Below are 23152 nucleotides of genomic sequence, written 5' to 3' on the forward strand. Positions count from 1 at the left end.
TTGTAACGAATCAAGGTCAATCTAGACACAAAATGGAATGAAATCAAGCAAATCTATGCTAAAAGTTTGGAATAAGCTGACCTGTAAAATAGAAAGGAACTATATGATTTACAAAGTTTTTTATCAAGAAACAAAAGAACGTAGCCCACGCCGTGAAACTACACGCGCACTTTACCTAGACATCGATGCCAGCTCAGAACTTGAGGGCCGTATCGCTGCTCGCCAACTTGTCGAAGAAAATCGCCCAGAGTACAATATCGAGTATATCGAACTCTTGTCTGACAAATTGCTAGATTACGAAAAAGAAACTGGCGCCTTCGAAATTACGGAGTTCTAATATGGCCTACACTCTTAAACCTGAAGAAGTCGGCGTTTTTGCCATCGGTGGTCTGGGAGAAATCGGGAAAAACACTTACGGGATTGAATACCAAGACGAGATTATTATCGTCGATGCTGGGATTAAATTCCCAGAAGATGATTTGCTGGGTATCGACTATGTCATTCCTGACTACTCATACATCGTGGACAATATCGACCGCGTCAAGGCTGTCTTAATCACACACGGACACGAGGACCACATCGGTGGGATTCCTTTCCTGCTCAAGCAAGCAAATGTCCCTATCTATGCTGGACCACTTGCCTTGGCTTTGATCCGTGGGAAACTCGAAGAACACGGCCTCTTGCGCAACGCCAAACTTTACGAAATCAACCACAACACTGAGTTGACCTTTAAAAATCTCAAGGCAACTTTCTTTAGAACGACTCACTCTATTCCAGAGCCTTTGGGAATTGTCATTCATACTCCTCAAGGAAAAATCGTCTGTACGGGTGACTTTAAGTTCGACTTCACTCCAGTTGGAGAACCTGCGGACTTGCACCGTATGGCAGCCCTTGGCGAAGAAGGCGTACTCTGTCTCCTGTCTGACTCGACAAATGCGGAAGTGCCAACCTTTACCAACTCTGAAAAAGTCGTTGGTCAGTCCATCATGAAGATTATCCAAGGCATCGAAGGACGTATCATCTTTGCATCCTTTGCCTCAAATATCTTCCGTCTCCAACAAGCAACAGAAGCTGCTGTTAAGACTGGACGTAAGATTGCGGTCTTTGGTCGTTCGATGGAAAAGGCCATTGTCAACGGAATCGAGCTTGGCTACATCAAAGCTCCTAAGGGAACCTTTATCGAGCCAAATGAAATCAAAGACTACCCTGCAGGCGAGGTTCTCATCCTCTGTACAGGTAGTCAGGGTGAACCTATGGCAGCCCTTTCTCGTATCGCCAACGGAACCCACCGTCAGGTGCAACTCCAACCCGGCGATACAGTTATCTTCTCTTCTAGTCCAATCCCTGGAAACACTACTAGCGTCAACAAGCTGATTAACATCATTTCAGAAGCTGGTGTCGAAGTTATCCACGGTAAGGTTAACAATATCCATACCTCTGGACACGGTGGCCAGCAAGAGCAAAAACTCATGCTCCGCTTGATTAAGCCAAAATACTTCATGCCTGTCCACGGTGAATACCGCATGCAAAAAGTCCACGCTGGACTAGCGGTGGATACTGGTGTTGAGAAGGACAATATCTTTATCATGAGCAATGGTGATGTGCTTGCCCTTACTGCTGACTCAGCTCGTATCGCAGGCCATTTCAACGCCCAAGACATCTATGTCGATGGAAATCGTATCGGTGAAATCGGCGCAGCTGTCCTCAAAGATCGTCGTGATCTATCTGAAGACGGTGTCGTTCTGGCAGTCGCAACTGTTGACTTCAAATCGCAGATGATTCTATCTGGTCCAGACATCCTCAGTCGAGGCTTTGTCTACATGAGAGAGTCTGGCGACTTGATTCGCCAAAGCCAGCGCATTCTCTTCAATGCAATTCGTATCGCACTGAAAAATAAGGATGCTAGCGTGCAATCAGTCAATGGTGCCATTGTCAACGCTATTCGCCCCTTCCTCTATGAAAATACAGAACGTGAGCCGATTATCATCCCGATGATCCTCACACCAGATGAAGAATAAATCAAAAAAACAGCCCCGACGGAGCTGTTTTTTCTATGCTTTCTTTTCTTGATTCTTATAAATACTACGATTTTTACCTTCCAGATACACCATCAAAATAGAAATATCTGCCGGGTTTACTCCCGAAATACGGCTGGCTTGGCCGATGGTTTCTGGATTGATGAGTTTGAACTTCTGACGGGCTTCTGTCGCGATAGAATCAATGTCATCCCAATCGATATTGGCTGGAATGCGTTTTTCTTCCATGCGTTTCATCTTGGCAACCTGGTCCATGGCTTTGGAAATATAGCCTTCGTACTTGATTTCTGTTTCAATCAATTCGATAATCTTGTCATCCAAGTCCTCTGCAGCTGGTCCGATGAAGGCCACCACATCTTGGTAAGAAACTTCTGGACGGCGAAGGAATTCCTTAGCTGTCACGGCATCTGTCAATGGCTTGAAGCCCATCTCCTCAACCTTGGCATTTGTTTCCTTGACTGGCTTGAGTTTGATACTGTCTAGGCGTTTCATCTCATTTTCAAATTGATTTTTCTTAATTTCAAAGCGAGCCCAGCGTTCATCATCCACAAGACCAATCTCACGTCCCATCTCAGTCAAACGCATATCAGCATTGTCATGGCGGAGAATGAGGCGGTATTCAGCACGACTGGTCAAAAGGCGATAAGGCTCAATCGTTCCCTTGGTCACCAAGTCATCAATCATGACCCCAATATAACCGTCACTGCGCTTCAAAATCAACTCAGGCTTGCCTTGGATTTTCAGAGCCGCATTGATACCCGCGATAATCCCTTGGCCTGCTGCTTCTTCGTAACCTGACGTTCCATTTGTCTGACCAGCAGTGAAAAGTCCTGAGATTTTCTTGGTTTCCAGAGTCGCACGCAACTGGTGAGGCAAGACCATGTCGTATTCAATGGCATAACCTGTTCGCATCATCTCTGCATTTTCCAAACCTTTTATAGAATGAACCAGCTCACGCTGTACATCCTCTGGCAGACTGGTTGATAGGCCTTGAACATAGACTTCCTCTGTATTGCGACCTTCTGGCTCAAGGAAGAGTTGGTGGCGTTCCTTGTCCGCAAAGCGCACAATCTTGTCCTCAATCGACGGACAGTAACGAGGCCCAACTCCCTTGACTACACCTGTAAACATAGGCGCACGGTGGAGGTTATTTTGGATAATTTCATGACTGGTACCATTGGTATAGGTCAACCAGCATGGCACCTGATCCTTGACATAGTCTTCATCACGTGAAGTATAAGAGAAGTGATTAGGCGCTTCGTCCCCTGGCTGAATCTCTGTCACATCGTAATTGATAGAAGAAGCCTTGACACGTGGAGGTGTCCCTGTCTTGAAACGACCAATTTCGAGTCCCAATTCCTTAAGGTTATCAGCAAGGTTAATAGAAGCTAGGCTGTGGTTAGGACCTGATGAGTACTTGAGGTCTCCGATAATAATTTCCCCACGGAGGGCGGTCCCTGTCGTCACGATAACGGCCTTTGCAGCATACTCTTGATGGGTCGCTGTACGAACACCGACAACTTTGCCGTCTTCCACCAAAATCTCATCAATCATGGTCTGACGAAGGGTCAGATTTTCTTGATTTTCAACTGTCTTGCGCATCTCCTTAGAGTAAAGCTCCTTGTCAGCCTGCGCACGAAGGGCACGAACGGCAGGACCCTTCCCTGTGTTGAGCATCTTCATCTGGATGTAAGTCTTGTCAATGGTCTTAGCCATCTCGCCACCGAGGGCATCGACTTCACGCACGACAATTCCCTTGGCAGAACCACCGATAGAGGGGTTACAAGGCATGAAAGCCAGCATTTCAATGTTGATGGTCGCAAGTAAGACCTTACAACCCATACGGCTAGCTGCTAGGGATGCTTCTACCCCAGCGTGTCCCGCACCAATTACAATAATATCGTATTCTTCAGTAAAATTATAAGTCATGTTTCTCTCCTATTCCTCAAGATGGATGTGTCTTAGTTGGCCGTCCCAATCTGGTAGGGCTGTTTTTAGAAAGGCTGGAACTAACTGGAAATCCTCAAGTTTATCCAAGTCAATCCACTCACAGGGCTGCCTTTTCCCATCTTCCTGCATGGTCAATGGGGCATCTTCAAGCAAGTCCACCAGATAATGAAACTCGATATTGTGATAGGAAACACCGTCCTGTTCAAAACGATTTTCAACCACAAAAGCTAGCTGGCCAGCTTGAGCTTTGACACCCAGTTCTTCCCTCACTTCACGGACTACCGCGTCTTCCGTGCTTTCATTGACTTGAATCGCACCACCAATTGTGTAATACTTGCCCTTATCTTTGGTGACTAGAAGCTTGCGATTTTGAAGAATCAAGGCTGTCGCCCGAACACCAAAAACCGTATTGTCTACTTTTGTCCGAAAGTCTTGCTGAGTCATTCTTATCCTTTCCCTTAAACGACACAAAAACAGTCAAAACTCCAAAGAAGTGCAGGACAAAAAAGCCTGCAACATCCATGAGCTTTGACCATCATTTCTATTGCTTTTATTATTGTAGCAAATTGAGAAAATTTGTCAATCTAAATGTACTGACAAACTTGTCCGTCGCGGTAAGCATTGTCAATCAAACCACCACCTAGACACTCTTCGCCATCGTAAAAGACAACTGCCTGTCCTGGTGTAATCGCGCGTTGCGGTTCTGCAAAGATAACCTCTGCCTTGTCTCCTTTGACATGGACGGTCACCTTAGAATCAGGCTGACGGTAGCGGAATTTTGCTGTGCATTCTAGCGTAAATTCCTCTGGCATGTCACGAGTAAAGTGGACTTGACTAGCCTCTAGGCTGGTTGACATGAGCGAATCATGGTAGAATCCTTGCCCTACATAGAGGATATTCTTGCTGAGGTCTTTTCCGACAACGAACCAAGGGGCATTGTCTCCACCGTGTTGCCCACCGATACCTAGACCTCCACGCTGACCAATCGTATAGTACATCAGACCTGCATGCTCGCCCATATCGCGACCATCCACAGTCATCATGCGACCAGGCTGAGCTGGCAAGTAGTTACTGAGGAAGTTTTTAAAGTTCTTTTCTCCGATAAAGCAAATCCCTGTCGAGTCTTTCTTCTTAGCAGTCGCAAGGCCTGCTTCTTCTGCTAGTCTGCGAACTTCAGGCTTTTCCAAATGTCCCAGTGGGAACATGGTTTTTTGAAGTTGTTCTTGCGAAAGCTGGCTGAGGAAATAGGTCTGATCCTTGCCATTGTCCACGCCACGAAGCATGTGAACGATGCCAGCCTCATCACGCGCCACTCGGGCATAATGCCCAGTAGCTACATAGTCTGCCCCCAAGGTCATGGCATAGTCCAAAAAGGCCTTAAATTTGATTTCCTTGTTGCACATAACATCTGGATTTGGCGTGCGCCCTGCACGGTATTCCGCTAGGAAATACTCGAAAACGCGGTCCCAGTACTCTTTTTCAAAATTGACAGAGTAGTAAGGAATGCCGATCTGGTCTGCCACCGCAGCCACATCCTTGTAATCTTCGGTCGCCGTACAGACGCCGTTTTCATCTGTGTCATCCCAGTTCTTCATGAAGATACCGATCACATCGTAGCCCTGCTCCTTGAGAAGAAGAGCCGTCACCGACGAATCAACACCACCACTCATCCCCACAACAACACGTGTTTTAGAGTTATCACTCATGGTAAGTCTCCCATCTATTCGTTTATTTATACCCTCAAAATTCTATTTACTATGACTTTCAATAGAATTTATTTGAGTATAGTCATTTCGTTTGCTTTTAGTACTAGGCAACGAGTCGTAGGCATAACTTGAGTTCGCTCAATCAGTCTGGGAGACTGATTGAGGTTATAAATCAGACAAGCTAAGCTTGCATCTCATTTCGAGTTAACGACGTAATAAAAGATAAGCGAAATGACTAGTTCACGATTGAAGGTCGTGTGTGCTTAACGATTGAAGGTCGCTTGAGCAGTATTCATTATAACATGCTTGGTTGGAGAAGACAAGAAAGAGGCTGATAATCTACAAGCCTCTCTGTAAATACATATATAATTGTTTAAAAAGAGGGTAATTTATACCTTAATCCCTCTACTGCTTATTATCTTATTTATAAAATAAGCTAAAAATGATATACTGTAATGAGGAGGAATACGTACATGATCCCTTAAAGATACTACCATCCATGTATGTAGAACGATTGTGAAAAACTACAAAGATATTCTAAAATCAAAAAACACCATTTTTACTATTATCATTGTCGCAAGTCTTGGACTTTTAATAGGCTTAGTCATTCATCAAGAAAACATTTTAACAGAAAGAGGCAATATTGCTTTCTTCAAACGGCAAAAAAATGAACAAGATGTCGAACAAGTAAAAAAAGCCATCAAAGATTTTAATATCGATTCTGAAACGATTATAGAGGATTGGAAAAAAATTCAAGAATTGAAGCCAAACACTGACGAAGGCAAGCAAACATTAGCAGACTTTCTTACTACTACGTCCGATAAAATCACCAATCATTATAGCGAAAAAGCTTTAAAAATGGATATAAAGGAATCCGATAGTCAGTTTGAAGATAAACAAAAACTTGAAACAGCCATCACTTCCTTACAAAAAATACTAGAAATCATTAAAAGTGTCAACTCCACAAGCGAACAAGCCACTATTGATGAAAAAATAAAACCCATCCAAGAACTAATTTCTAAATTCCAAAAGCAAGTTGAAGTCTTGACCAAAAAAGAAGGACAAAAGACTGACAAAAAAGAAACAGGAACGACTAGTAGCGCGGGGGAAAGAGAAACCTATTCTTCAGGAGGAGGGAGCTACACTACTCCAACCTATACTGAGTCAAATGGGAGCAGATACAGTTCACAGGCGCCTGCAAGCGAACAACCTTCATCTGATAGTGCTGGCAGCAGCGGAAATGATGTGGCGAGTACACAAAATCAAGCAGCTAATACTTCAGAAGCTCAAGCAGAGACTAATACCAATAGTAACAATGCTGAAGTTCCCACAACAAACAGTGATGATCTCGCTAGTTTAGGTGGTGGAGTTACATCATTCGGTCAGCGTTAATCCTTAAGAAAAAGACTGGCCAAAAAAGCTTTGAAATCATAAAAACGCATAGTATCAGGTAGACAATGAACTGCACCCCAAAAGTTAGACAGAAAAAATCTAACTTTTGGGGGTCAGTACACAAAAACCTTGATAATATGCGTTTTATTGTGGAAAGATTTACTTCATTTCTTCTGAAATTGAGTTTATATCCATCCTACATAGTAGACAAAAAATCATTACAAAACGGATAAAAATCACAAAATAAAGTCTCACACTGCCTTATTATGAAAATAAGCTTGCGCCTTTATTTTTACTGCTTATCAACTTTTTAAATCTTTATTCGCTTTCTTAGCGACTGCAATTTGGTATTTCACTTGGTCAAATCCTGTGAATTTCGTCTTTGAACAGCAGTTTTAGGTTGCAAGTAGACATAAATATCCTCAGCAATGAGGGAATGATAGGTTTGCAATTCCTCCAGACTCCAATCTTGAATATTTTTAGCAGACTTGATAGAGTCTAGCACTAATCTTCCTACAACCTCATGAGCTTCTCTAAATGGCAAACCTTTCCCTGCCAAATAATCTGCTAACTCAGTTGCATTTGAAAAGTCCCTCTCTGTAGATTCTTGCATTTTTTCCTTGTTTACCTGCAAGCTGGATAACATACCTGCCAATACATCAAGGGAATTTAAAATCGTTTCGACCGTATCAAACATCCCTTCCTTATCCTCTTGCAAATCCTTATTATAAGCTAAAGGCAAGGACTTCATGACTGTCAATAGTCCAAACAGATTCCCATAAACTCTACCAGTCTTTCCTCGAATCAACTCAGCCATATCTGGATTTTTCTTTTGGGGCATAATAGAGGAACCTGTTGTAAACGTATCTGACAAGGTAATGAATTGGTACTCAAAACTACAACAATTTATTATTTCTTCGCAAAAACGGCTCATATGCATCATGAGTATGCTGGCGTTGGATAGAAATTCTAAGATAAAATCGCGGTCACTAACAGCATCCAAAGAATTTGTATAAGGTTGCTTAAACTCCAGCAAATTGCTAAACAATTGGCGATCAATGGGGAAAGTCGTTCCTGCCAAAGCTGCCGCACCTAGAGGGCATAGGTCTGTATGCTTCTGGTTAAATTCAAAACGTTTACTATCTCTTTGAAACATATTGTAGTAAACCATCAGGTGGTGGGCAAAACTAATAGGCTGAGCATGTTGCAGATGGGTATAGCCCGGCATGATCGTCTCCACATGATTTTCCGCCAAGTCTAATAAAACACCTTTGAGATGAGCCAGTTTATCTAGGACATGGCCAAGTTGTTCCTTAAAAACCTAGGAAAACTACATAAAAATTTCATTCCTAGGCTTATTGATGCTATTTATCTGTGGGGAAACATAAGTATTCAGTCAGTCAAAATAAGCAGAGCTAACTCATTTCCCCTCGCCCAATTCAATGATCCGATGACATTGTTGGGCTACATAAGCATCGTGGGTCACAATAATAACTGTTTTCCCCTCGCGATTCATCTCTAAGAGAAACTTCAAGACCAAATCTCTATTTTCAGGATCCAGCGAACCTGTAGGTTCATCGGCTAAAATCAGCTGGCTGGGTTTTAAGATAGCTCTAGCAACTGCAATTCGTTGTTGCTCCCCACCAGATAACTCGGAAACCTTTTGATGCAAAGTAGCTGACAAACCTACTCTCTCTAAAATCTCTTCCACCTTTTTGAGCTTGTCTTTCTTAGACAATTTCACATATTTCAGTGCCAGCATAAGATTGTACTCGACCGTTTCATCATCAATCAAGGCAAAATTTTGAAACAGATAAGAGATATGTTCACGGATTATTGTTTGCGACTTAGCAGAATTAACCGCTAGATTTGTCTGACCAAAAATCTCATACCGTCCGCTATAATCACCATCTATCAAACCTAATAAATTTAACAAGGTCGACTTACCACTACCACTTTTTCCAACAATGGCTACCAAATCCCCCTGATCAATCCTGAGAGATAAGTTATCCAAAATCACTTTTCCCCCAATGGTTTTCGTAATATTTTTCAACTCAATCATAAGATGCCCCCTTTCAATAACTCTACTAGACTTCTTTTCTCCATCCTAGAAGCCAAGGCTAGCACAAATAGTATATCCAAACATGTAAAACCTGCAAAAAGTAGGAGTGGCAAGAGCGCATGGGCAAAGAAAATCAAGACTAGAAGAGGCAGACTATAGCCCAGCAAGAGTAGAACGAGGAGAGGACGGTAGCGATCGACCAGTTTCCACCCCATAAACTTCTTGGTAATAATATCTGTTCGCTTCAATAAGAAAGTTGTTACTAGTAAGAAGTAGGAAATCATCATGCTAAGGAGACCAAACAAAGCAAAGAGTAGGTTAAAATTCCGAACAGCATCTCGATAAGAATCCACTTTCTCTTGTTGAATGGCTTGAATAGATGAAAATTTTAAATAATTTCCATCTGACAATTTCTCAACTAACTCTGTAATCTCTTTTTGATGTTGAACCGTATTTTCAATTTTCATCGGATTATTTAAGCCAGTTGTTGACAGGGAGGCTTTCTCATCCCACATCATATCAGAATCATTGACCAAGCTAATAATTGGATTGGAGAGATTTTCCTTTCGCTTATCACTATATGGGAAAAATGACCAATCTCCTTCATAATAGGCAATCTCGACATCCATATCTTCTATTGTTTGCTTTTGCTGCTCTTCATACTTCATCGAATGAAAGGCAATTAACTTCCCCAAGAGCTGATTTTTATCTTCTTCACCTTTCGTACTTGCTGGCATCAAAATAACTTTTTTAATACCGGTATCTGGTAGCTTGAATCCCTTGCTCTTTAGAAAATTGCGATTGGCATAGTAAACATCCACCGTATCTGTTAACTGATATTGCTGAATCTGTTCTGATTGGACAAAATTTTTTACAGGAAGACTGCTACTCTGCACATAGCCCGCCTGCGTTTTTTCTACCAAATCCTGATAAAATCGATAGAAATAATCCAATGCCTTCCCTGAGCCTGCCAACTGCTCTTGCCACAAGTTATCATTGAGTTGGAAAGTTTCTAAGGTCAGATAATTTCCTTGGCTGATCCACTGTTTCTGGTAATCCAACTCTTTGTTTTCTTGCTCCAAACTTTTTCCTACCCCAACTAGCAAGACTGTCAGTAAAATGGTAGTTCCAATTTTCATCAAATAATTAAAGAGTAGACCAAATTTGAAAGATGAAAAACCTTTCAGCAGAGAGCTGATTGTCATTTTTTGGATTAAGAGGTAAGTCAACCAACTGATAAAGAGATAAAGCTGCAACAGCAAAAAATGAGACAACCACAGCATAGGAAACAAATCTTTTGGCTTATAATCAAGCAAGAAAAACACGCCTAGATTGATCACAAGAGCCCCACCTAGGAGGAGGTAAAGGTTGCCTTTTACAACATCAGCTAAAACAGCCCTATCTTGAAAACCAAGTAATTTTTGTACCCCAACTCGTTTCATCTCCATCATCGGTTGATACACTGTCACTAACACAAGAAGCAAAATAGCCAAGACAAAAACAATGGCAGATAAAAGCAAATCTCGATTTATGACTTCCACTGCACTTTTGTAGGTCGGCTCTAGCAAGGTAGCCTGGTCTATCTTGAAAAAATCGCTCCATTTCTGTACAATCCTATCCTTGTCCATCTCTTGTGTAGAAGTTATCGTATAGCGACCATTTAAACTACGAGATGTATCCTTGATATAGGTTTGAAAAGTCATAAGCTGAATAGGTTTGGCTTTTAGAAAGGTCGGAATCGTACCAAGTTTATTGGAAATTTCTTTATTACTATAGACTCCTTCACCATCTGTGGTAAAATCAAGAGAAGAAATCCCAAACTCTTGGTAGGGGAAGGTATCTTTATCAAAAACACCAGACTTGACCACCTCATCACCACTGTCTGTTTTGATGATGGAGACTTTATACTCCTTTGATACATCCTCAAAAAATCGAAGAACAGACGCTGCAGGTTCGTTAATATCTTTCAAATACAAATCCAAAGAATCTACAGTCTTTCCCATTTCTTGAATCCGAACCACTTCTCGTGTATAGTTTACATTAAAAACAAAAAAAGTGGTACACAGAAGCAGGAGTAACATACAAAGATGACTGATTTTTTTCATAGAGATACCTCCCGTGAAGAGACGAAACTGGGAAAAACTAACTTTCCAATAAAGCCACACAGTGATTCTCTCAGCTTAATTGTGTTCAAGGCTGAAAACACTGTGTGGTTTTTGAATGTTTAGAGGTTAGTTTTTTGAGCAATCGTCTATCAAAATGTCCGTTTATCTGTCAATAATCCGAGAAAATCTTGTCGTTTCAAGTCGGAGAAGTGTTTGGTAGAAAGACTTCCTTTTTGAAGTCCATCATCTCTAACCTGCAAATAATAGCTATGTTGGCTTGTTTTAATTGTCAAAAAATCGCCAAATATAAAAACTCTTTTCCAGTTGCGAATCTCAAATTCTTTCATCTCTGATTTTGGAATGCGGATAAGTCCTTGTCGCAAATCACGATGGTGCTCACTTGTGAAAGTCATCCCATTCCCAAGATTTCTTATCAGTAGTTCATCTGGAGTCACCATCACCAGCGCTATTTTAGTTAAGAAAATTTCAACTGTTGGTGGTAAAATCGCCAAATTAAACCAGGGATGTAGGTAGCGATAGGCTAAGAAATAATGAGGCTCCTCACCCAATCCTAGTTGTTTATATAATGTCTTAACCTCACTGTCTAATCTCGCTTCAAAAGACACATCCGAATGCTCTTCTTCCTTCTTCTGATTAAAATAACGCATCCAGACTAGAAAACCTATAAAGACTATAATAAATATTCCTGATAAGAGATATTTTACATTGTAGTTCATCACTTAACCTCCTGATTCACTACTCCGCCTAGAGCAGAGTCCTATTTATTTTGAAAATAGTTCCATAATAACTTTAAATAAGACTGGTGTCATTAAAATTAGGATAGTTCCTATCACAAATATCATGACTACTCGAAAAAGCTCCTTATTTTTAAACATTTTTCCATCCCTTTTCTAGCTACATCATAGTACTCATTAACCCCATTTTAAAATTACACCAAACTTATTTTAGTTTTATTTTCTACTTTTTATATTACTATGATACAATATTTTTAATAGGATTTTATTATTTGTTAACTTTTTTCACAAAAAGGAGAAAGCCCATGCGTTATGATTTCGGAAAAGTATATTGAAAAAACTATAATAAAGTTAGCCAGCTACCATTACTAAAAGTTAGATGTCTTAACTAATTTACCGTTTTTCAATTCAAGAACAATATCAGATAATACTTCAATATCCTCTTTATTGTGAGATGTGACCAACATAGTAATATTATTCTTTCGAGCATAACTCTTAATTATTTTTCTAAGTTCTTCTACACCTTCATAGTCCATACTATTAAATGGTTCATCTAGGAGTAAAATCTTAGGATTTTCCATCAATGCTTGGGCAATCCCTAATCTTTGTAGCATGCCTAATGAATAATTTTTTACTTTTACATCTTTATCCTGATATAAACCTACCTTATTCAATACTTCCTCAATCTCTTTCTTAGTAATTTTATTTTTGATTGCAGCTAATTGCTCTAAATTCTCTAATGCAGTTAGACTAGGCAAAAATCCCGGATGTTCAATAAGTAACCCTACATCAAGTGGCATAGAACCATTTTCCCCAACAATTACACTCCCAACTGTAATCTTACCAGTAGTAGGTTTCATTAATCCTGAAAGCATTTTAAATAATACACTTTTACCGCATCCATTGGTTCCTACAATTCCATATATTTTACCTGATTCAAAAACATAACTAACATCATCTATAACATACTTTTTCCCAAATATTTTTGAAAGATGATCTACTTTTATACAATTCATACGTTTCAACTCCTTACTCATTTTGATACTGCTTACTTCCTTTAGGTAATGCAATATCTTTATTTTCAAATATTTTAAAATTTAATAGAAGCAACATTGCATCAACAAATATCAATATCCCACATCTACCAATGAAATTTATGCCGTAACCATACACTGAACCAGAAATGGAAAACAATGAAAATGCTCTCAGATGTTCTCCTAAAAAGCCCAATGTTGAACCCGCCATTATAATCAAAATGCCCGTATAGATAACAAATACTAACGATTGTGATATTCTAAACTGTGTTAAAAGTGCATGGAGCAGGGAAAAGAAATATAGCAATAATCCTTGTAAAATTATTATCTTTACTATCTCATAAATTACTATATTCGTTTCAAAATTTCCAAATAAATACGTTTCTGAAAATTTTTTTGTGGCTGTTGAAATGCCAATGCCAAAGTTAGAATCTCCTATTCCTACTATAGTGGAAAATATACAAATACTAACCACATAATAAATCACACTTTTCAAAATTTTAAAATGCTTATTTCTATAAAAATCATTTCTACTTGAATACCTACTTAGTACAAAAAATATATTTTGTTCAACTGGGCTTTGTAGCATCATTATGAAAGCTAATAAAAACGGAAATGTGAAATATCCAGTATAGGAATCATTAAACATGATAAGAATCAGCTCACCAAAATGAAAATTCCCAAATTTATATTTCAATACTATCAGCTGACTAAAATTTGCTAATATAGCAAAAGCAACTAATAAATATATAAAACCTATATAAAAATCTTCTTTATTGTTTAATTCTTTAAATTTCTTCATCAGTTTCTATATCCCTTTTAAATTTTTTATACGATATCCAATATGATATTACTACTATAAGGATTAAGTATACAAAAACAAATATTACGCTTATTCCTTTTACTCTTGAAACATCAAAAATTGCCATTGGTTCAATTTTAGTAAGACCTAAAAACATCGCAAACAATGATCCTATTGTCGTTAAAATAAATGGGGATAACCATGCAACAAATTTGCTCTTAATAAAATATGACATCGCCAATCCAACACTACTATATGCAACGCCAACAAAGGAACAATGTAAAATGATTATTACTACATAAAATAACGGAGATGTCCTCACTGCTGATTCATAAATAGAAACTTTTGTTATTGCATAATAAGCATCCATATTTATACTTCTATTAAAAAATAAAATTGACATTATCAAGAATAATAACATTCCAAAAATAAATGTTGTAAATGATATGAATCCATTGATTATAAAAATAGAATTAAAATACTGTTTATATCCCATCCTTGATACAATATATTTCATTGTCCCACTTTTTCTATTTTCGATATGCTGTGACGCAAAAGGAATTGTTGCAATAAGAGGTGCCAAAACTATTAACAACGACCTATCACCATTATAACCTTGTAAAAATGCCACAATATAATCATGATTAAAAAAATACTCCATCCCCTCTTCAATAAATGCACTTACAGAAAATATCATAGAAGTTAAAATAATTAATATTGCTAAAAAGAATTGCTTATTTTTCATCCCTTTTAAAAACATACTGACCTTGTAATCCATACTTCTCTCCTATAAAACAAATGGGATGAGCGAACATTCTCACCCCCAAATATACAAACCTATATTCTAGCTCTTAATACTCATCAGGACTCCATGAACCGCTGGTTTGAACTTTAACATATGTTGCGAACCCTGTCCATCCACCCAATCTAAGATTAGATCCTTCTGCATCTTTACTTTTTATATTACTATGATACAATATTTTTAATAGGATTTTATTGTTTGTTAACTTTTTTCACGAAAAGGAGAAAATCATGCGTTATGATTTTGGAAAGGTCTATAAAGAAATACGTGAGTCAAAAGGATTGACCCAAGAAGAGGTCTGTGGGAATGTCCTCTCAAGAACCAGCCTATCAAAGATTGAAAGCGGTAAGGTAACTCCCAAATATGAAAACATGGAATTTCTTCTCCGGCAAATCAATATGAGTTTTGAAGAGTTTGACTACATCTGCCATCTCTATCAACCGAGCCAACGGACAGAAATCATGCAAACTTATCTCAATATGAATTCCATCATTGGTGGCAGTGGTCTAGTTGATTTTTTTGAAACATGCCAAAACTATCTCAAGACCCATCACGACCTGCCTATAGAAGAAATCAGAGATATGCTTGAAGTTGTCATTCATATTCGTCAACATGGTACAGAGAAACTGTCAGACCAAGTGAAACAAACTGTCAAAAAACTTTGGGAAAAAATTGAAAAACAAGATACATGGTATGAAAGTGACCTAAAAATCCTCAATACCATCCTTTTCAGCTTTCCTATTGAACACCTCCATCTCATCACTGAAAAAATCTTGCAACGCTTGGAAGTCTATAAAAACTACCAACATTTATATGACTTGCGAATGGCAATCCTACTCAACCTTTCCACCATTTACTTATACCATCAAGACAAAAACATGTGTCAACAAATCTGCTATACTTTACTAGAGGATGCCAAGAACAAGAAAAGCTACGATATGCTTGCTATCTGCTATGTCCGTATTGGGATTTGTAGGGATGATGCTAAACTTATCCAAAAAGGGTTCTCCCTTCTAGAGCTGACCGATGAAACTTCCATTCTAGCCTTTCTCAAAAAAGAAGTGGAGATCTATTATCAACCGAAAGAAATATAAAAAAGTCGAGGGATTTCCTCGACTTTTTCAAATTATTCTGTTCGTTATTTCTTAATACCAGCCGTTGTTAAGCCAGAAGTCTTTAGCGGCTGACCATGAACCGTAACGTCCTGCAACGTAGGCATCTGCTACACGTTCTTGGTTTTCAGCTGAGTAGTCACCGTTCAAGTATGAATCTGTCAATTGGTAACGTCCAATGTAACGTCCATTTGTAGCTGTGTAGCTACCGCCTGATTCTTTTTGAGCGATCCATTCTTTAGCTTCTGCTTCAGATCCGCTTACAGTTGTAACTGGTGCTGAAGTTTCTGCTGCAGCAACAGTTTCTTCTGCTACTGGAGCGCTTGCAGATGGTGCTGCTTCTTCTACTACTTCTGTAGTTTCTGCTACTGGAGCTGAAACAGTTTCATCTTGAGCAGCTGGTGCTGCATAAGTAGTTGGCGCTGGTGTTGCAACAGGCGCTACAGGACCATCGATAACCAACTCTTGACCAACATAAATCAAATGAATATTGTCGATGTGGTTGTTTTCTGCCAATTTCTCAACAGTTGTGTTGTGAGTTTCAGCGATTTCTGAAAGTGTATCACCTTCTTTAACAGTGTAAGTTGATGATTCTTGAGCAGATACAAATGATGGAGCAAATACTGCAAACAAGGCAGCTACTCCTGCAAGAGTTGTTTTAATCTTTTTAGTTGTTGATTTCATATTTGAAAATTCTCCTTCTTTCTATACTTCTATCATACCCTTTAAATATTACTATTTCTTAACACTTTTATGTAGAAATATTACAAAATTATTTTTTATTTCCCTAAATAAGCTATTTTTGTCATAAAAGATACTATTTTTATGCTATTTGTAGTGTAAAAAGGTTTTCATCCACAATTAAAGCCAAGACCTTCATTCTTTGATATAATAGAGATAAGAATTTTTATAAGGGGAAACTGATGAAATCACTTCGTTTTCAATCTGTCTTTGATATCATCGGACCAGTTATGATCGGCCCATCTAGTAGCCATACAGCTGGTGCTGTTCGTATTGGGAAGATTGTCTCTTCCATTTTTGATGATACTCCGACAGAAGTCGAATTCCAACTTTTTAACTCATTTGCCAAGACCTATCGTGGTCACGGGACAGACCTAGCCCTTGTTGCAGGTATTTTAGGCATGGATACAGATGATCCTGAAATCCCAAACAGTCTGGAAATTGCCCACAAGCGTGGTATCAAGATTGTCTGGACCATTCAGAAAGACAGCAATGCTCCTCACCCAAACACTACTAAAATTACCGTTAAAAATGCGCACAAGACCATCAGCGTGACTGGTATTTCAATCGGTGGCGGAAATATTCAGGTAACCGAACTCAATGGCTTTGCCGTTTCTCTCAACATGAATACACCGACTATCATCATCGTTCATCAAGATATTCCAGGTATGATTGCCCTCGTAACGGAGGCACTTTCCCGCTATGATATCAATATCGCCCAGATGAATGTTACTCGTGAAAAAGCTGGTGAAAAAGCCATTATGATTATCGAAGTTGACAGTCGCAACTGTGATGAGGCCATAGAAGAAATTCGAAAAATCCCTCATCTCCACAATGTCAATTTCTTTAAATAGGAGGAAGCATGTTTTATTCTATCAAAGAATTGGTCGAGCAAGCAGATCTGGACTTTCAAGGAAATGTCGCAGAACTCATGATTACAACAGAGTTTGAATTGACCGGTCGCGAACGTGAAGAAGTCTTCCTTCTCATGGAACGCAATCTGGAAGTCATGAAAGCCTCTGTCCAACTTGGCCTCAATGAAAATAAATCTCGTAGTGGCCTGACAGGTGGAGATGCTGCCAAGTTGGATCACTACATCAAAAACGGAAAAACTCTGTCAGATTACACGATTCTCTCTGCTGCCCGAAATGCCATTGCAGTCAATGAACACAATGCTAAAATGGGCTTGGTTTGTGCCACTCCGACCGCAGGAAGTGCTGGCTGTCTGCCCTCAGTTCTAACAGCCGCTATTGAAAAATTAGACCTCAGCCACGAGCAACAGCTGGATTTCCTCTTTGCTGCCGGTGCCTTTGGACTAGTCATCGCAAATAATGCCTCTATCTCAGGCGCTGAGGGTGGCTGTCAAGCCGAGGTTGGTTCGGCCTCTGCTATGAGTGCTGCCGCCTTAACTCTAGCTGCCGGTGGAACACCTTATCAGGCCAGTCAGGCCATTGCCTTTGTCATTAAAAATATGCTAGGCCTCATCTGTGACCCTGTTGCCGGCTTGGTCGAAGTTCCCTGTGTCAAACGCAATGCCATGGGAGCTAGCTTTGCCTTCATCGCAGCAGACATGGCCCTGGCAGGTATCGAATCTAAAATCCCTGTGGATGAAGTTATCGATGCCATGTACCAAGTGGGGTCAAGCATGCCAACTGCCTTTCGTGAAACAGCTGAAGGTGGACTCGCTGCCACCCCTACTGGTCGTCGCCTCCAAAAAGAAATTTTCGGAGAATAAGCTTATCAAATAGGAGAAACCATGACCTCTATCACAGCTATCTTTTTTGACCTAGATGGGACCCTCGTTGACAGTTCTATCGGGATTCACAATGCCTTTACCCATACTTTTAAGGAGCTGGGGGTGCCTAGTCCTGATGTCAAAACTATTCGTGGTTTTATGGGACCGCCTCTTGAAAGTAGTTTTGCGACCTGCCTTCCCAAAGACCAAATTTCTAAGGCTGTCCAGATATACCGTTCTTACTACAAGGCAAAAGGCATCCATGAAGCTCAACTCTTTCCTCAGATTGTAGACTTGCTTGAGAAGTTATCGAGCAATTACCCTCTTTATATCACCACTACAAAGAATACTCCAACCGCTCAGGATATGACTAAAAACTTGGGAATCCATCATTTCTTTGATAGCATTTATGGCTCCAGCCCTGAAGCACCTCATAAGGCAGATGTCATTCGCCAAGCCTTACAGACACATCAACTAGTACCAGAACAAACCATCATCATCGGAGATACCAAGTTTGATATGATGGGAGCTCAAGAAACAGGCATTCAGAAATTGGCCGTCACTTGGGGATTTGGAGAACAAGCAGATCTACTAAACTATCAGCCTGATTATATCGCTCACAAACCCATAGAAGTTTTGGAGTATTTTCAATAACATAGACTGGACGACAACCCCATTTCAGAAGAAAATAAAGCAAGTCTCTACATAACAAAACGCATATTACCAAGGTTTTTCAAGACCTGATAATATGCGTTTTTCTTTTTTATTCAACGTGGGTAGTTTGATTGGCAAAGGCGATAATAGCTTGCTTCAACTCATCTCCACTAAGAGTGCGGAACTCTTCAATCTTTTGATCGATTGCTTCTAGAGGCATGACATTAACTTTACCAACGAAAATCTTATCCATAACCTGATTATCAACAAGTTCGGTTGATACCAAGAGTTCTTCGTAGAGTTTTTCGCCTGGGCGGATTCCAACTTCAACGATTGGAATTTCGCTTTCGGTGTGTCCACTTAGAAGGACCATTTTCTTGGCCAAGTCATAAATCTTGACTGGTTTACCCATATCAAGGATAAAGACTTCTCCATCCTTGGCATAGGCACCAGCATGAATAACCAAACGGCTAGCTTCTGGAATAGTCATAAAGTAACGGGTCATGCGGAAGTCTGTCACCGTTACAGGACCGCCTTCAGCAATCTGACGTTCAAAGACAGGAATCACACTACCTCGGCTACCAAGAACATTCCCAAAACGAACCGCACAGTAGGTCGATTGGCTACGTTGGTTAAAGCCAGTGACAATCAACTCCGCCACGCGCTTGGTTGCTCCCATAACATTTGGTGGATTAACCGCCTTATCTGTCGAAATCATAACCATCTTAGGTACTTTAGCTTCATCAACAGCCTTAGCAACATTGTAAGTTCCACGAATGTTATTTTTGAAGGCTTCTTTTGGATTGCGCTCCATCATCGGAACGTGCTTGTGGGCAGCAGCATGGTAAACAATAGCTGGCTTGTACTGCTCAAAAACTTGCAAGAGACGATCATAGTCTTGAATATCTGCAATAACTGGCACATAATCAATCCCTTGGAACTTGCGAATCAATTCATGATAAACAAGGTAGATTGAGTTTTCCCCATGACCGAGTAAGACGATACGTTCAGGATTGAAGCGGCTAACTTGGCGACAGATTTCAGAACCGATTGAACCACCAGCACCTGTGACTAAGATTGTCTTACCTGTCAGTTCTGCGCCCAGACGCGATTCATCAAGACGAATTTCCTGACGTCCCAAAAGGTCCGTGATATCAATCTTCTGGAATCCTCCACCTGCTTGGTGAAGTCCCTGAACAACTGTTTCAACCTTAGGCATCTTGTAACATTTGACACCCAGCTTATTACACATCTGCAAGATACGTTCATATTCTGACGGGTCAAGCGACGGAATCGCAACGATAACACGCTCAATTTGATGGCGTTTAGCTAATTCAGGCAATTCATCATATGAACCCAAAACAGGAATCCCACCAAGTTTTTGTCCCTTTTTCTTCGCATCCTTATCCAAAATACCGACAAGTTCTAATTCACTAGTTGGATGTTGGTAACTATCCATAAAGAGAGCTCCACCATCACCGGCACCAATCAAGAAGGTCCGACGATGTTCTCCATCACCACTTCCCTTTTTGCGTTTAGAGTAGATTAACTGCCAAGTAATCCGTGGCAATAAAATCAAGAAAGTACTCAACAAGATAAAGAGGACGATAAAACGGATGGAGAAGAGGGGCAAGAAGGCATAGCAGATACTATATGACAAGATACTGCTAGCAGTCACACCAAAAAAGATTTTCATGAAATCCGTAATCTTGCTGTAACGACTAATACTAGCGTTCAACCCCCAAAATCCAATCATCAATTGATAGAACAGGAAGGCCAAACTCGTATAGATAATGTAGTCAACAGGTGCTGGATTAATCAATCCGTAGAATAAGATATAAGATACAATGATGGAAACCACCATACTCAAAATATCAAATATTCCCCAGAAAACCTGTTTTTGTTGTTTATTTAAAATTTCCACCAGATCAATCACATAATCTGTGAGTTTTTTATTCATAGAAATTTACTCCTCCTTAAAAGAGCCGAATAGTTATATTGTTATTATAACACTTTTTCTCTAGTTTACGATTTGCTACAATCTTTTAATTGCTTTTTCTTAACAGTTTCATAAAAATAAACTGTCTGACAAATCCTGGACAAAGAGCAACAACCATCTGAATGGCAACACTCTTGGCATACTCCATATAAGAAATTTGCCCTCGCTTCAGCATGCGCTGACGAGCTTGACGATAGAGTTTGAGGTAACGCAGTCCCCCACGACGCTCAAACATCCCTGCTCCGACACGAACCTTACACAAGATTTGATCCAGATTTCCAGTCTTGGCTCCTGCAGCAATCATATTGAGCCAGAGGAGGTCATCCTCCATATAAAGGCCATCCTCATAGTTGCCTGCCTTGAGAACCATGTCCTTCTTGAACATGACAGTCATGTGGTTAAAGGCACTTCTCATCCTTTGATAAGCCACAATGTCTGCATGCTGAGTCGGAACACGACGGTAAGAAACAATCTCATCAGGATTGTCAATAAACTCTGCAATATGTCCACCTAATAGGTCGAGGTTGTCCTTCTCCATTAGCTGAACCTGTTTCTCAAAACGGTCTGGAACAGCTATATCATCCGTATCCATACGAGCGATGATATCGTACTGACACTGCAAAACACCCTGTCGAAGAGCCAGACCCAAACCTTGGTTATGCTCAAGAGGATAGCGTTTCACTGGAATATCAGACTCAGCTTCAAGCTGGTCTAATACCTGATAGAGTTCTGGTGTCAAAGGCCCATCCTCAACCAAAACCAACTCGCTCGGTTTCAGGGTCTGATTTTGAACACTCTCAATAGCATCCTTTAAAAATGTCGGATTTTCCTTGATATAGACCGACATCAATACGCTGATTTTTTGCTTTTCAGACACAGTTTTTCTCCAATGTATAGATTTCCTTCCACTATTTTATCATAATTTTCAAGACTTTCCCATTTTTATCTTGAAAGCCCAAAACCTTACTTGACATTATAAGGAAAAAACCTTAAAATAAGCTGTTATTAAAATCAGCTAGAAGAGGTATTATATGAAAAAGCAATCACTCTTTTTTGTTCCAGGTATTATCCTGATTGGTGTTTCCTTGCGGACTCCTTTTACTGTTTTACCCATTATATTGGGAGATATTTCGCAAGGGTTGGGAGTAGAAGTTAGTTCGCTTGGTGTCTTGACCAGCCTTCCTCTCCTCATGTTTACCCTCTTCTCGCTCTTTTCTACCCGACTTGCTCAGAAAATTGGCTTGGAGCATCTCTTCACCTACAGCCTTTTCTTCTTGACCATCGGTTCTCTCATTAGACTAATCAATCTGCCTCTGCTCTATCTAGGAACCTTGATGGTTGGGGCAAGTATCGCAGTCATCAATGTTCTGCTTCCTAGTCTTATCCAAGCCAATCAACCAAAGAAAATTGGTTTTCTGACTACCTTATATGTAACCTCTATGGGGGTTGCGACGGCTCTGGCTTCCTATCTAGCTGTGCCCATTACACAAGCCAGTTCTTGGAAAGGACTTATCATCCTCCTCACCCTGCTCTGCCTGGCTACTTTTTTAGTCTGGCTACCTAATCACCGCTATAATCACAGACTGGCTCCACAAACCAAACAAAAAAGCAAAGCAAAGGTCATGCATAATAAACAGGTCTGGGCAGTGATTGTCTTTGCAGGTTTTCAATCCTTGCTCTTTTACACCGCTATGACCTGGCTACCTACCATGGCCATCCATGCAGGCCTATCCAGTCACGAAGCTGGCTTGCTCACTTCTATCTTCTCTCTGATTAGCATTCCTTTTTCAATGACCATCCCAAGCCTGACAACCAGCTTGTCAACTCGCAACCGTCAGCTCATGCTCACTCTGGTTTCACTAGCTGGTGTTGTCGGCATTTCCATGCTCTTTTTCCCAATCGGTAATTTCTTTTACTGGCTTGCCAGCCATCTCCTCATCGGAACCGCAACAAGCGCCCTCTTCCCTTATCTCATGGTCAACTTTTCACTCAAGACAAGCGCTCCTGAAAAGACAGCCCAATTGTCAGGTCTATCTCAAACAGGAGGCTATATCCTAGCAGCCTTTGGACCAACCCTCTTTGGTTACAGTTTTGACCTTTTCCACTCTTGGGTACCAGCTGTAGCTGCCCTCTTACTCGTCGATATCCTGATGACTGTGGCCCTCTTTACAGTGGACAGAGCCGATAAAATCCTCTAAACTTCTAGTTTTAGCTAGAAGTTTTTTATATATAAAAATTTTACACATTTATCTTGACAGGGCTTTCTT

The 23152-nt window shown here is 40.2% G+C and carries 20 protein-coding genes and 1 pseudogene; 8 read left to right on the top strand and 13 right to left on the bottom strand.

Translation table 11 applies throughout. The features are described 5' to 3' along the window. Window positions 1-103: 103 nt before the first annotated feature. Window positions 104-337: a DNA-dependent RNA polymerase subunit epsilon gene (locus tag N8L39_RS04940; RefSeq protein WP_000639572.1), complete on the top strand. Its 234-nt coding sequence runs from the start codon at window positions 104-106 to the stop codon at window positions 335-337. A 1-nt stretch (window position 338) separates the two neighbouring features. After that, the gene (gene rnjA / locus N8L39_RS04945; protein ID WP_000331986.1) at window positions 339-2018 is read left to right on the top strand and encodes a ribonuclease J1; all 1680 of its coding nucleotides are present in this window, start codon (window positions 339-341) and stop codon (window positions 2016-2018) included. A gap of 33 nt (window positions 2019-2051) precedes the next feature. On the opposite strand, the gene mnmG is transcribed toward rnjA, so the two are convergent. From mnmG to mnmA, 3 genes are all read right to left on the bottom strand, one after another. Next, window positions 2052-3965, bottom strand: coding sequence for a tRNA uridine-5-carboxymethylaminomethyl(34) synthesis enzyme MnmG (mnmG, locus tag N8L39_RS04950; RefSeq protein ID WP_261010129.1), 1914 nt, complete (start codon window positions 3963-3965; stop codon window positions 2052-2054). A 9-nt stretch (window positions 3966-3974) separates the two neighbouring features. Next, window positions 3975-4430: an NUDIX hydrolase gene (locus N8L39_RS04955; RefSeq protein ID WP_261010128.1), complete on the bottom strand. Its 456-nt coding sequence runs from the start codon at window positions 4428-4430 to the stop codon at window positions 3975-3977. Window positions 4431-4570: 140 nt separating this feature from the next. Beyond that, the gene (mnmA, locus tag N8L39_RS04960; protein ID WP_261010127.1) at window positions 4571-5692 is read right to left on the bottom strand and encodes a tRNA 2-thiouridine(34) synthase MnmA; all 1122 of its coding nucleotides are present in this window, start codon (window positions 5690-5692) and stop codon (window positions 4571-4573) included. 516 nt (window positions 5693-6208) lie between these two features. Here mnmA and N8L39_RS04965 point away from each other — a divergent pair. Further along, on the top strand, window positions 6209-7084 hold the full coding sequence (locus tag N8L39_RS04965) for a hypothetical protein (RefSeq protein WP_261010126.1): 876 nt from the start codon (window positions 6209-6211) through the stop codon (window positions 7082-7084). 302 nt (window positions 7085-7386) lie between these two features. Here N8L39_RS04965 and argH read toward each other — a convergent pair. The 7 genes and pseudogenes from argH to N8L39_RS05000 all read right to left on the bottom strand — a co-directional run. Next, window positions 7387-8399: pseudogene (gene argH, locus N8L39_RS04970) on the bottom strand (argininosuccinate lyase); the annotation flags it as partial. A 105-nt stretch (window positions 8400-8504) separates the two neighbouring features. Further along, window positions 8505-9146, bottom strand: a complete 642-nt coding sequence (locus tag N8L39_RS04975; protein WP_050285167.1) for an ABC transporter ATP-binding protein — start codon at window positions 9144-9146, stop codon at window positions 8505-8507. Further along, on the bottom strand, window positions 9143-11251 hold the full coding sequence (locus tag N8L39_RS04980) for a bacteriocin-associated integral membrane family protein (RefSeq protein ID WP_261010125.1): 2109 nt from the start codon (window positions 11249-11251) through the stop codon (window positions 9143-9145). The genes N8L39_RS04975 and N8L39_RS04980 overlap by 4 nt, the downstream gene beginning before the upstream one ends. Window positions 11252-11400: 149 nt before the next feature. Beyond that, window positions 11401-11988, bottom strand: a complete 588-nt coding sequence (locus N8L39_RS04985) for a hypothetical protein (RefSeq protein WP_001108834.1) — start codon at window positions 11986-11988, stop codon at window positions 11401-11403. A gap of 386 nt (window positions 11989-12374) precedes the next feature. Then, entirely contained in the window at window positions 12375-13022 is a 648-nt protein-coding gene (locus tag N8L39_RS04990; RefSeq protein WP_261010124.1) for an ATP-binding cassette domain-containing protein, read from the bottom strand. A 13-nt stretch (window positions 13023-13035) separates the two neighbouring features. Beyond that, window positions 13036-13842 carry a hypothetical protein gene (locus N8L39_RS04995; RefSeq protein ID WP_261010123.1) on the bottom strand — a complete coding sequence of 269 codons (807 nt, stop codon included), beginning with the start codon at window positions 13840-13842 and terminating at the stop codon, window positions 13036-13038. Continuing rightward, window positions 13829-14620 carry a hypothetical protein gene (locus tag N8L39_RS05000; protein ID WP_049531981.1) on the bottom strand — a complete coding sequence of 264 codons (792 nt, stop codon included), beginning with the start codon at window positions 14618-14620 and terminating at the stop codon, window positions 13829-13831. The genes N8L39_RS04995 and N8L39_RS05000 overlap by 14 nt, the downstream gene beginning before the upstream one ends. Window positions 14621-14874: 254 nt before the next feature. Between N8L39_RS05000 and N8L39_RS05005 the strand changes: the two genes are divergently transcribed. Continuing rightward, window positions 14875-15738, top strand: coding sequence for a helix-turn-helix domain-containing protein (locus N8L39_RS05005; RefSeq protein ID WP_261010122.1), 864 nt, complete (start codon window positions 14875-14877; stop codon window positions 15736-15738). A 51-nt stretch (window positions 15739-15789) separates the two neighbouring features. Here N8L39_RS05005 and apf read toward each other — a convergent pair whose 3' ends face one another. Beyond that, window positions 15790-16440, bottom strand: a complete 651-nt coding sequence (gene apf, locus N8L39_RS05010) for an aggregation-promoting factor (RefSeq protein WP_261010121.1) — start codon at window positions 16438-16440, stop codon at window positions 15790-15792. A 239-nt stretch (window positions 16441-16679) separates the two neighbouring features. On the opposite strand from apf, the gene sdaAB reads away from it, so the two are divergent. Genes sdaAB through N8L39_RS05025 form a run of 3 tightly spaced genes read left to right on the top strand, consistent with a single transcriptional unit; the run spans window position 16680 to window position 18886 of the window. After that, the gene (gene sdaAB, locus N8L39_RS05015; RefSeq protein WP_000838909.1) at window positions 16680-17351 is read left to right on the top strand and encodes an L-serine ammonia-lyase, iron-sulfur-dependent subunit beta; all 672 of its coding nucleotides are present in this window, start codon (window positions 16680-16682) and stop codon (window positions 17349-17351) included. An 8-nt stretch (window positions 17352-17359) separates the two neighbouring features. Then, window positions 17360-18232 carry an L-serine ammonia-lyase, iron-sulfur-dependent, subunit alpha gene (gene sdaAA, locus N8L39_RS05020; protein WP_049509903.1) on the top strand — a complete coding sequence of 291 codons (873 nt, stop codon included), beginning with the start codon at window positions 17360-17362 and terminating at the stop codon, window positions 18230-18232. Window positions 18233-18253: 21 nt separating this feature from the next. Further along, window positions 18254-18886: an HAD-IA family hydrolase gene (locus tag N8L39_RS05025; RefSeq protein WP_261010120.1), complete on the top strand. Its 633-nt coding sequence runs from the start codon at window positions 18254-18256 to the stop codon at window positions 18884-18886. Between the two features lie 109 nt (window positions 18887-18995). On the opposite strand, the gene N8L39_RS05030 is transcribed toward N8L39_RS05025, so the two are convergent. Together N8L39_RS05030 and N8L39_RS05035 are read right to left on the bottom strand one after the other, a co-directional pair. Next, window positions 18996-20846: a polysaccharide biosynthesis protein gene (locus N8L39_RS05030; protein ID WP_261010119.1), complete on the bottom strand. Its 1851-nt coding sequence runs from the start codon at window positions 20844-20846 to the stop codon at window positions 18996-18998. An 85-nt stretch (window positions 20847-20931) separates the two neighbouring features. After that, window positions 20932-21762 (bottom strand): glycosyltransferase, encoded by an 831-nt coding sequence (locus N8L39_RS05035; protein WP_261010118.1) that lies wholly within the window; start codon window positions 21760-21762, stop codon window positions 20932-20934. A 154-nt stretch (window positions 21763-21916) separates the two neighbouring features. Between N8L39_RS05035 and N8L39_RS05040 the strand changes: the two genes are divergently transcribed. After that, window positions 21917-23083, top strand: a complete 1167-nt coding sequence (locus N8L39_RS05040; protein ID WP_261010117.1) for a CynX/NimT family MFS transporter — start codon at window positions 21917-21919, stop codon at window positions 23081-23083. Window positions 23084-23152: the final 69 nt, after the last annotated feature.

The sequence above is a fragment of the Streptococcus mitis genome, from assembly GCF_946190285.1.
GTDB lineage: Bacteria > Bacillota > Bacilli > Lactobacillales > Streptococcaceae > Streptococcus > Streptococcus mitis_CP.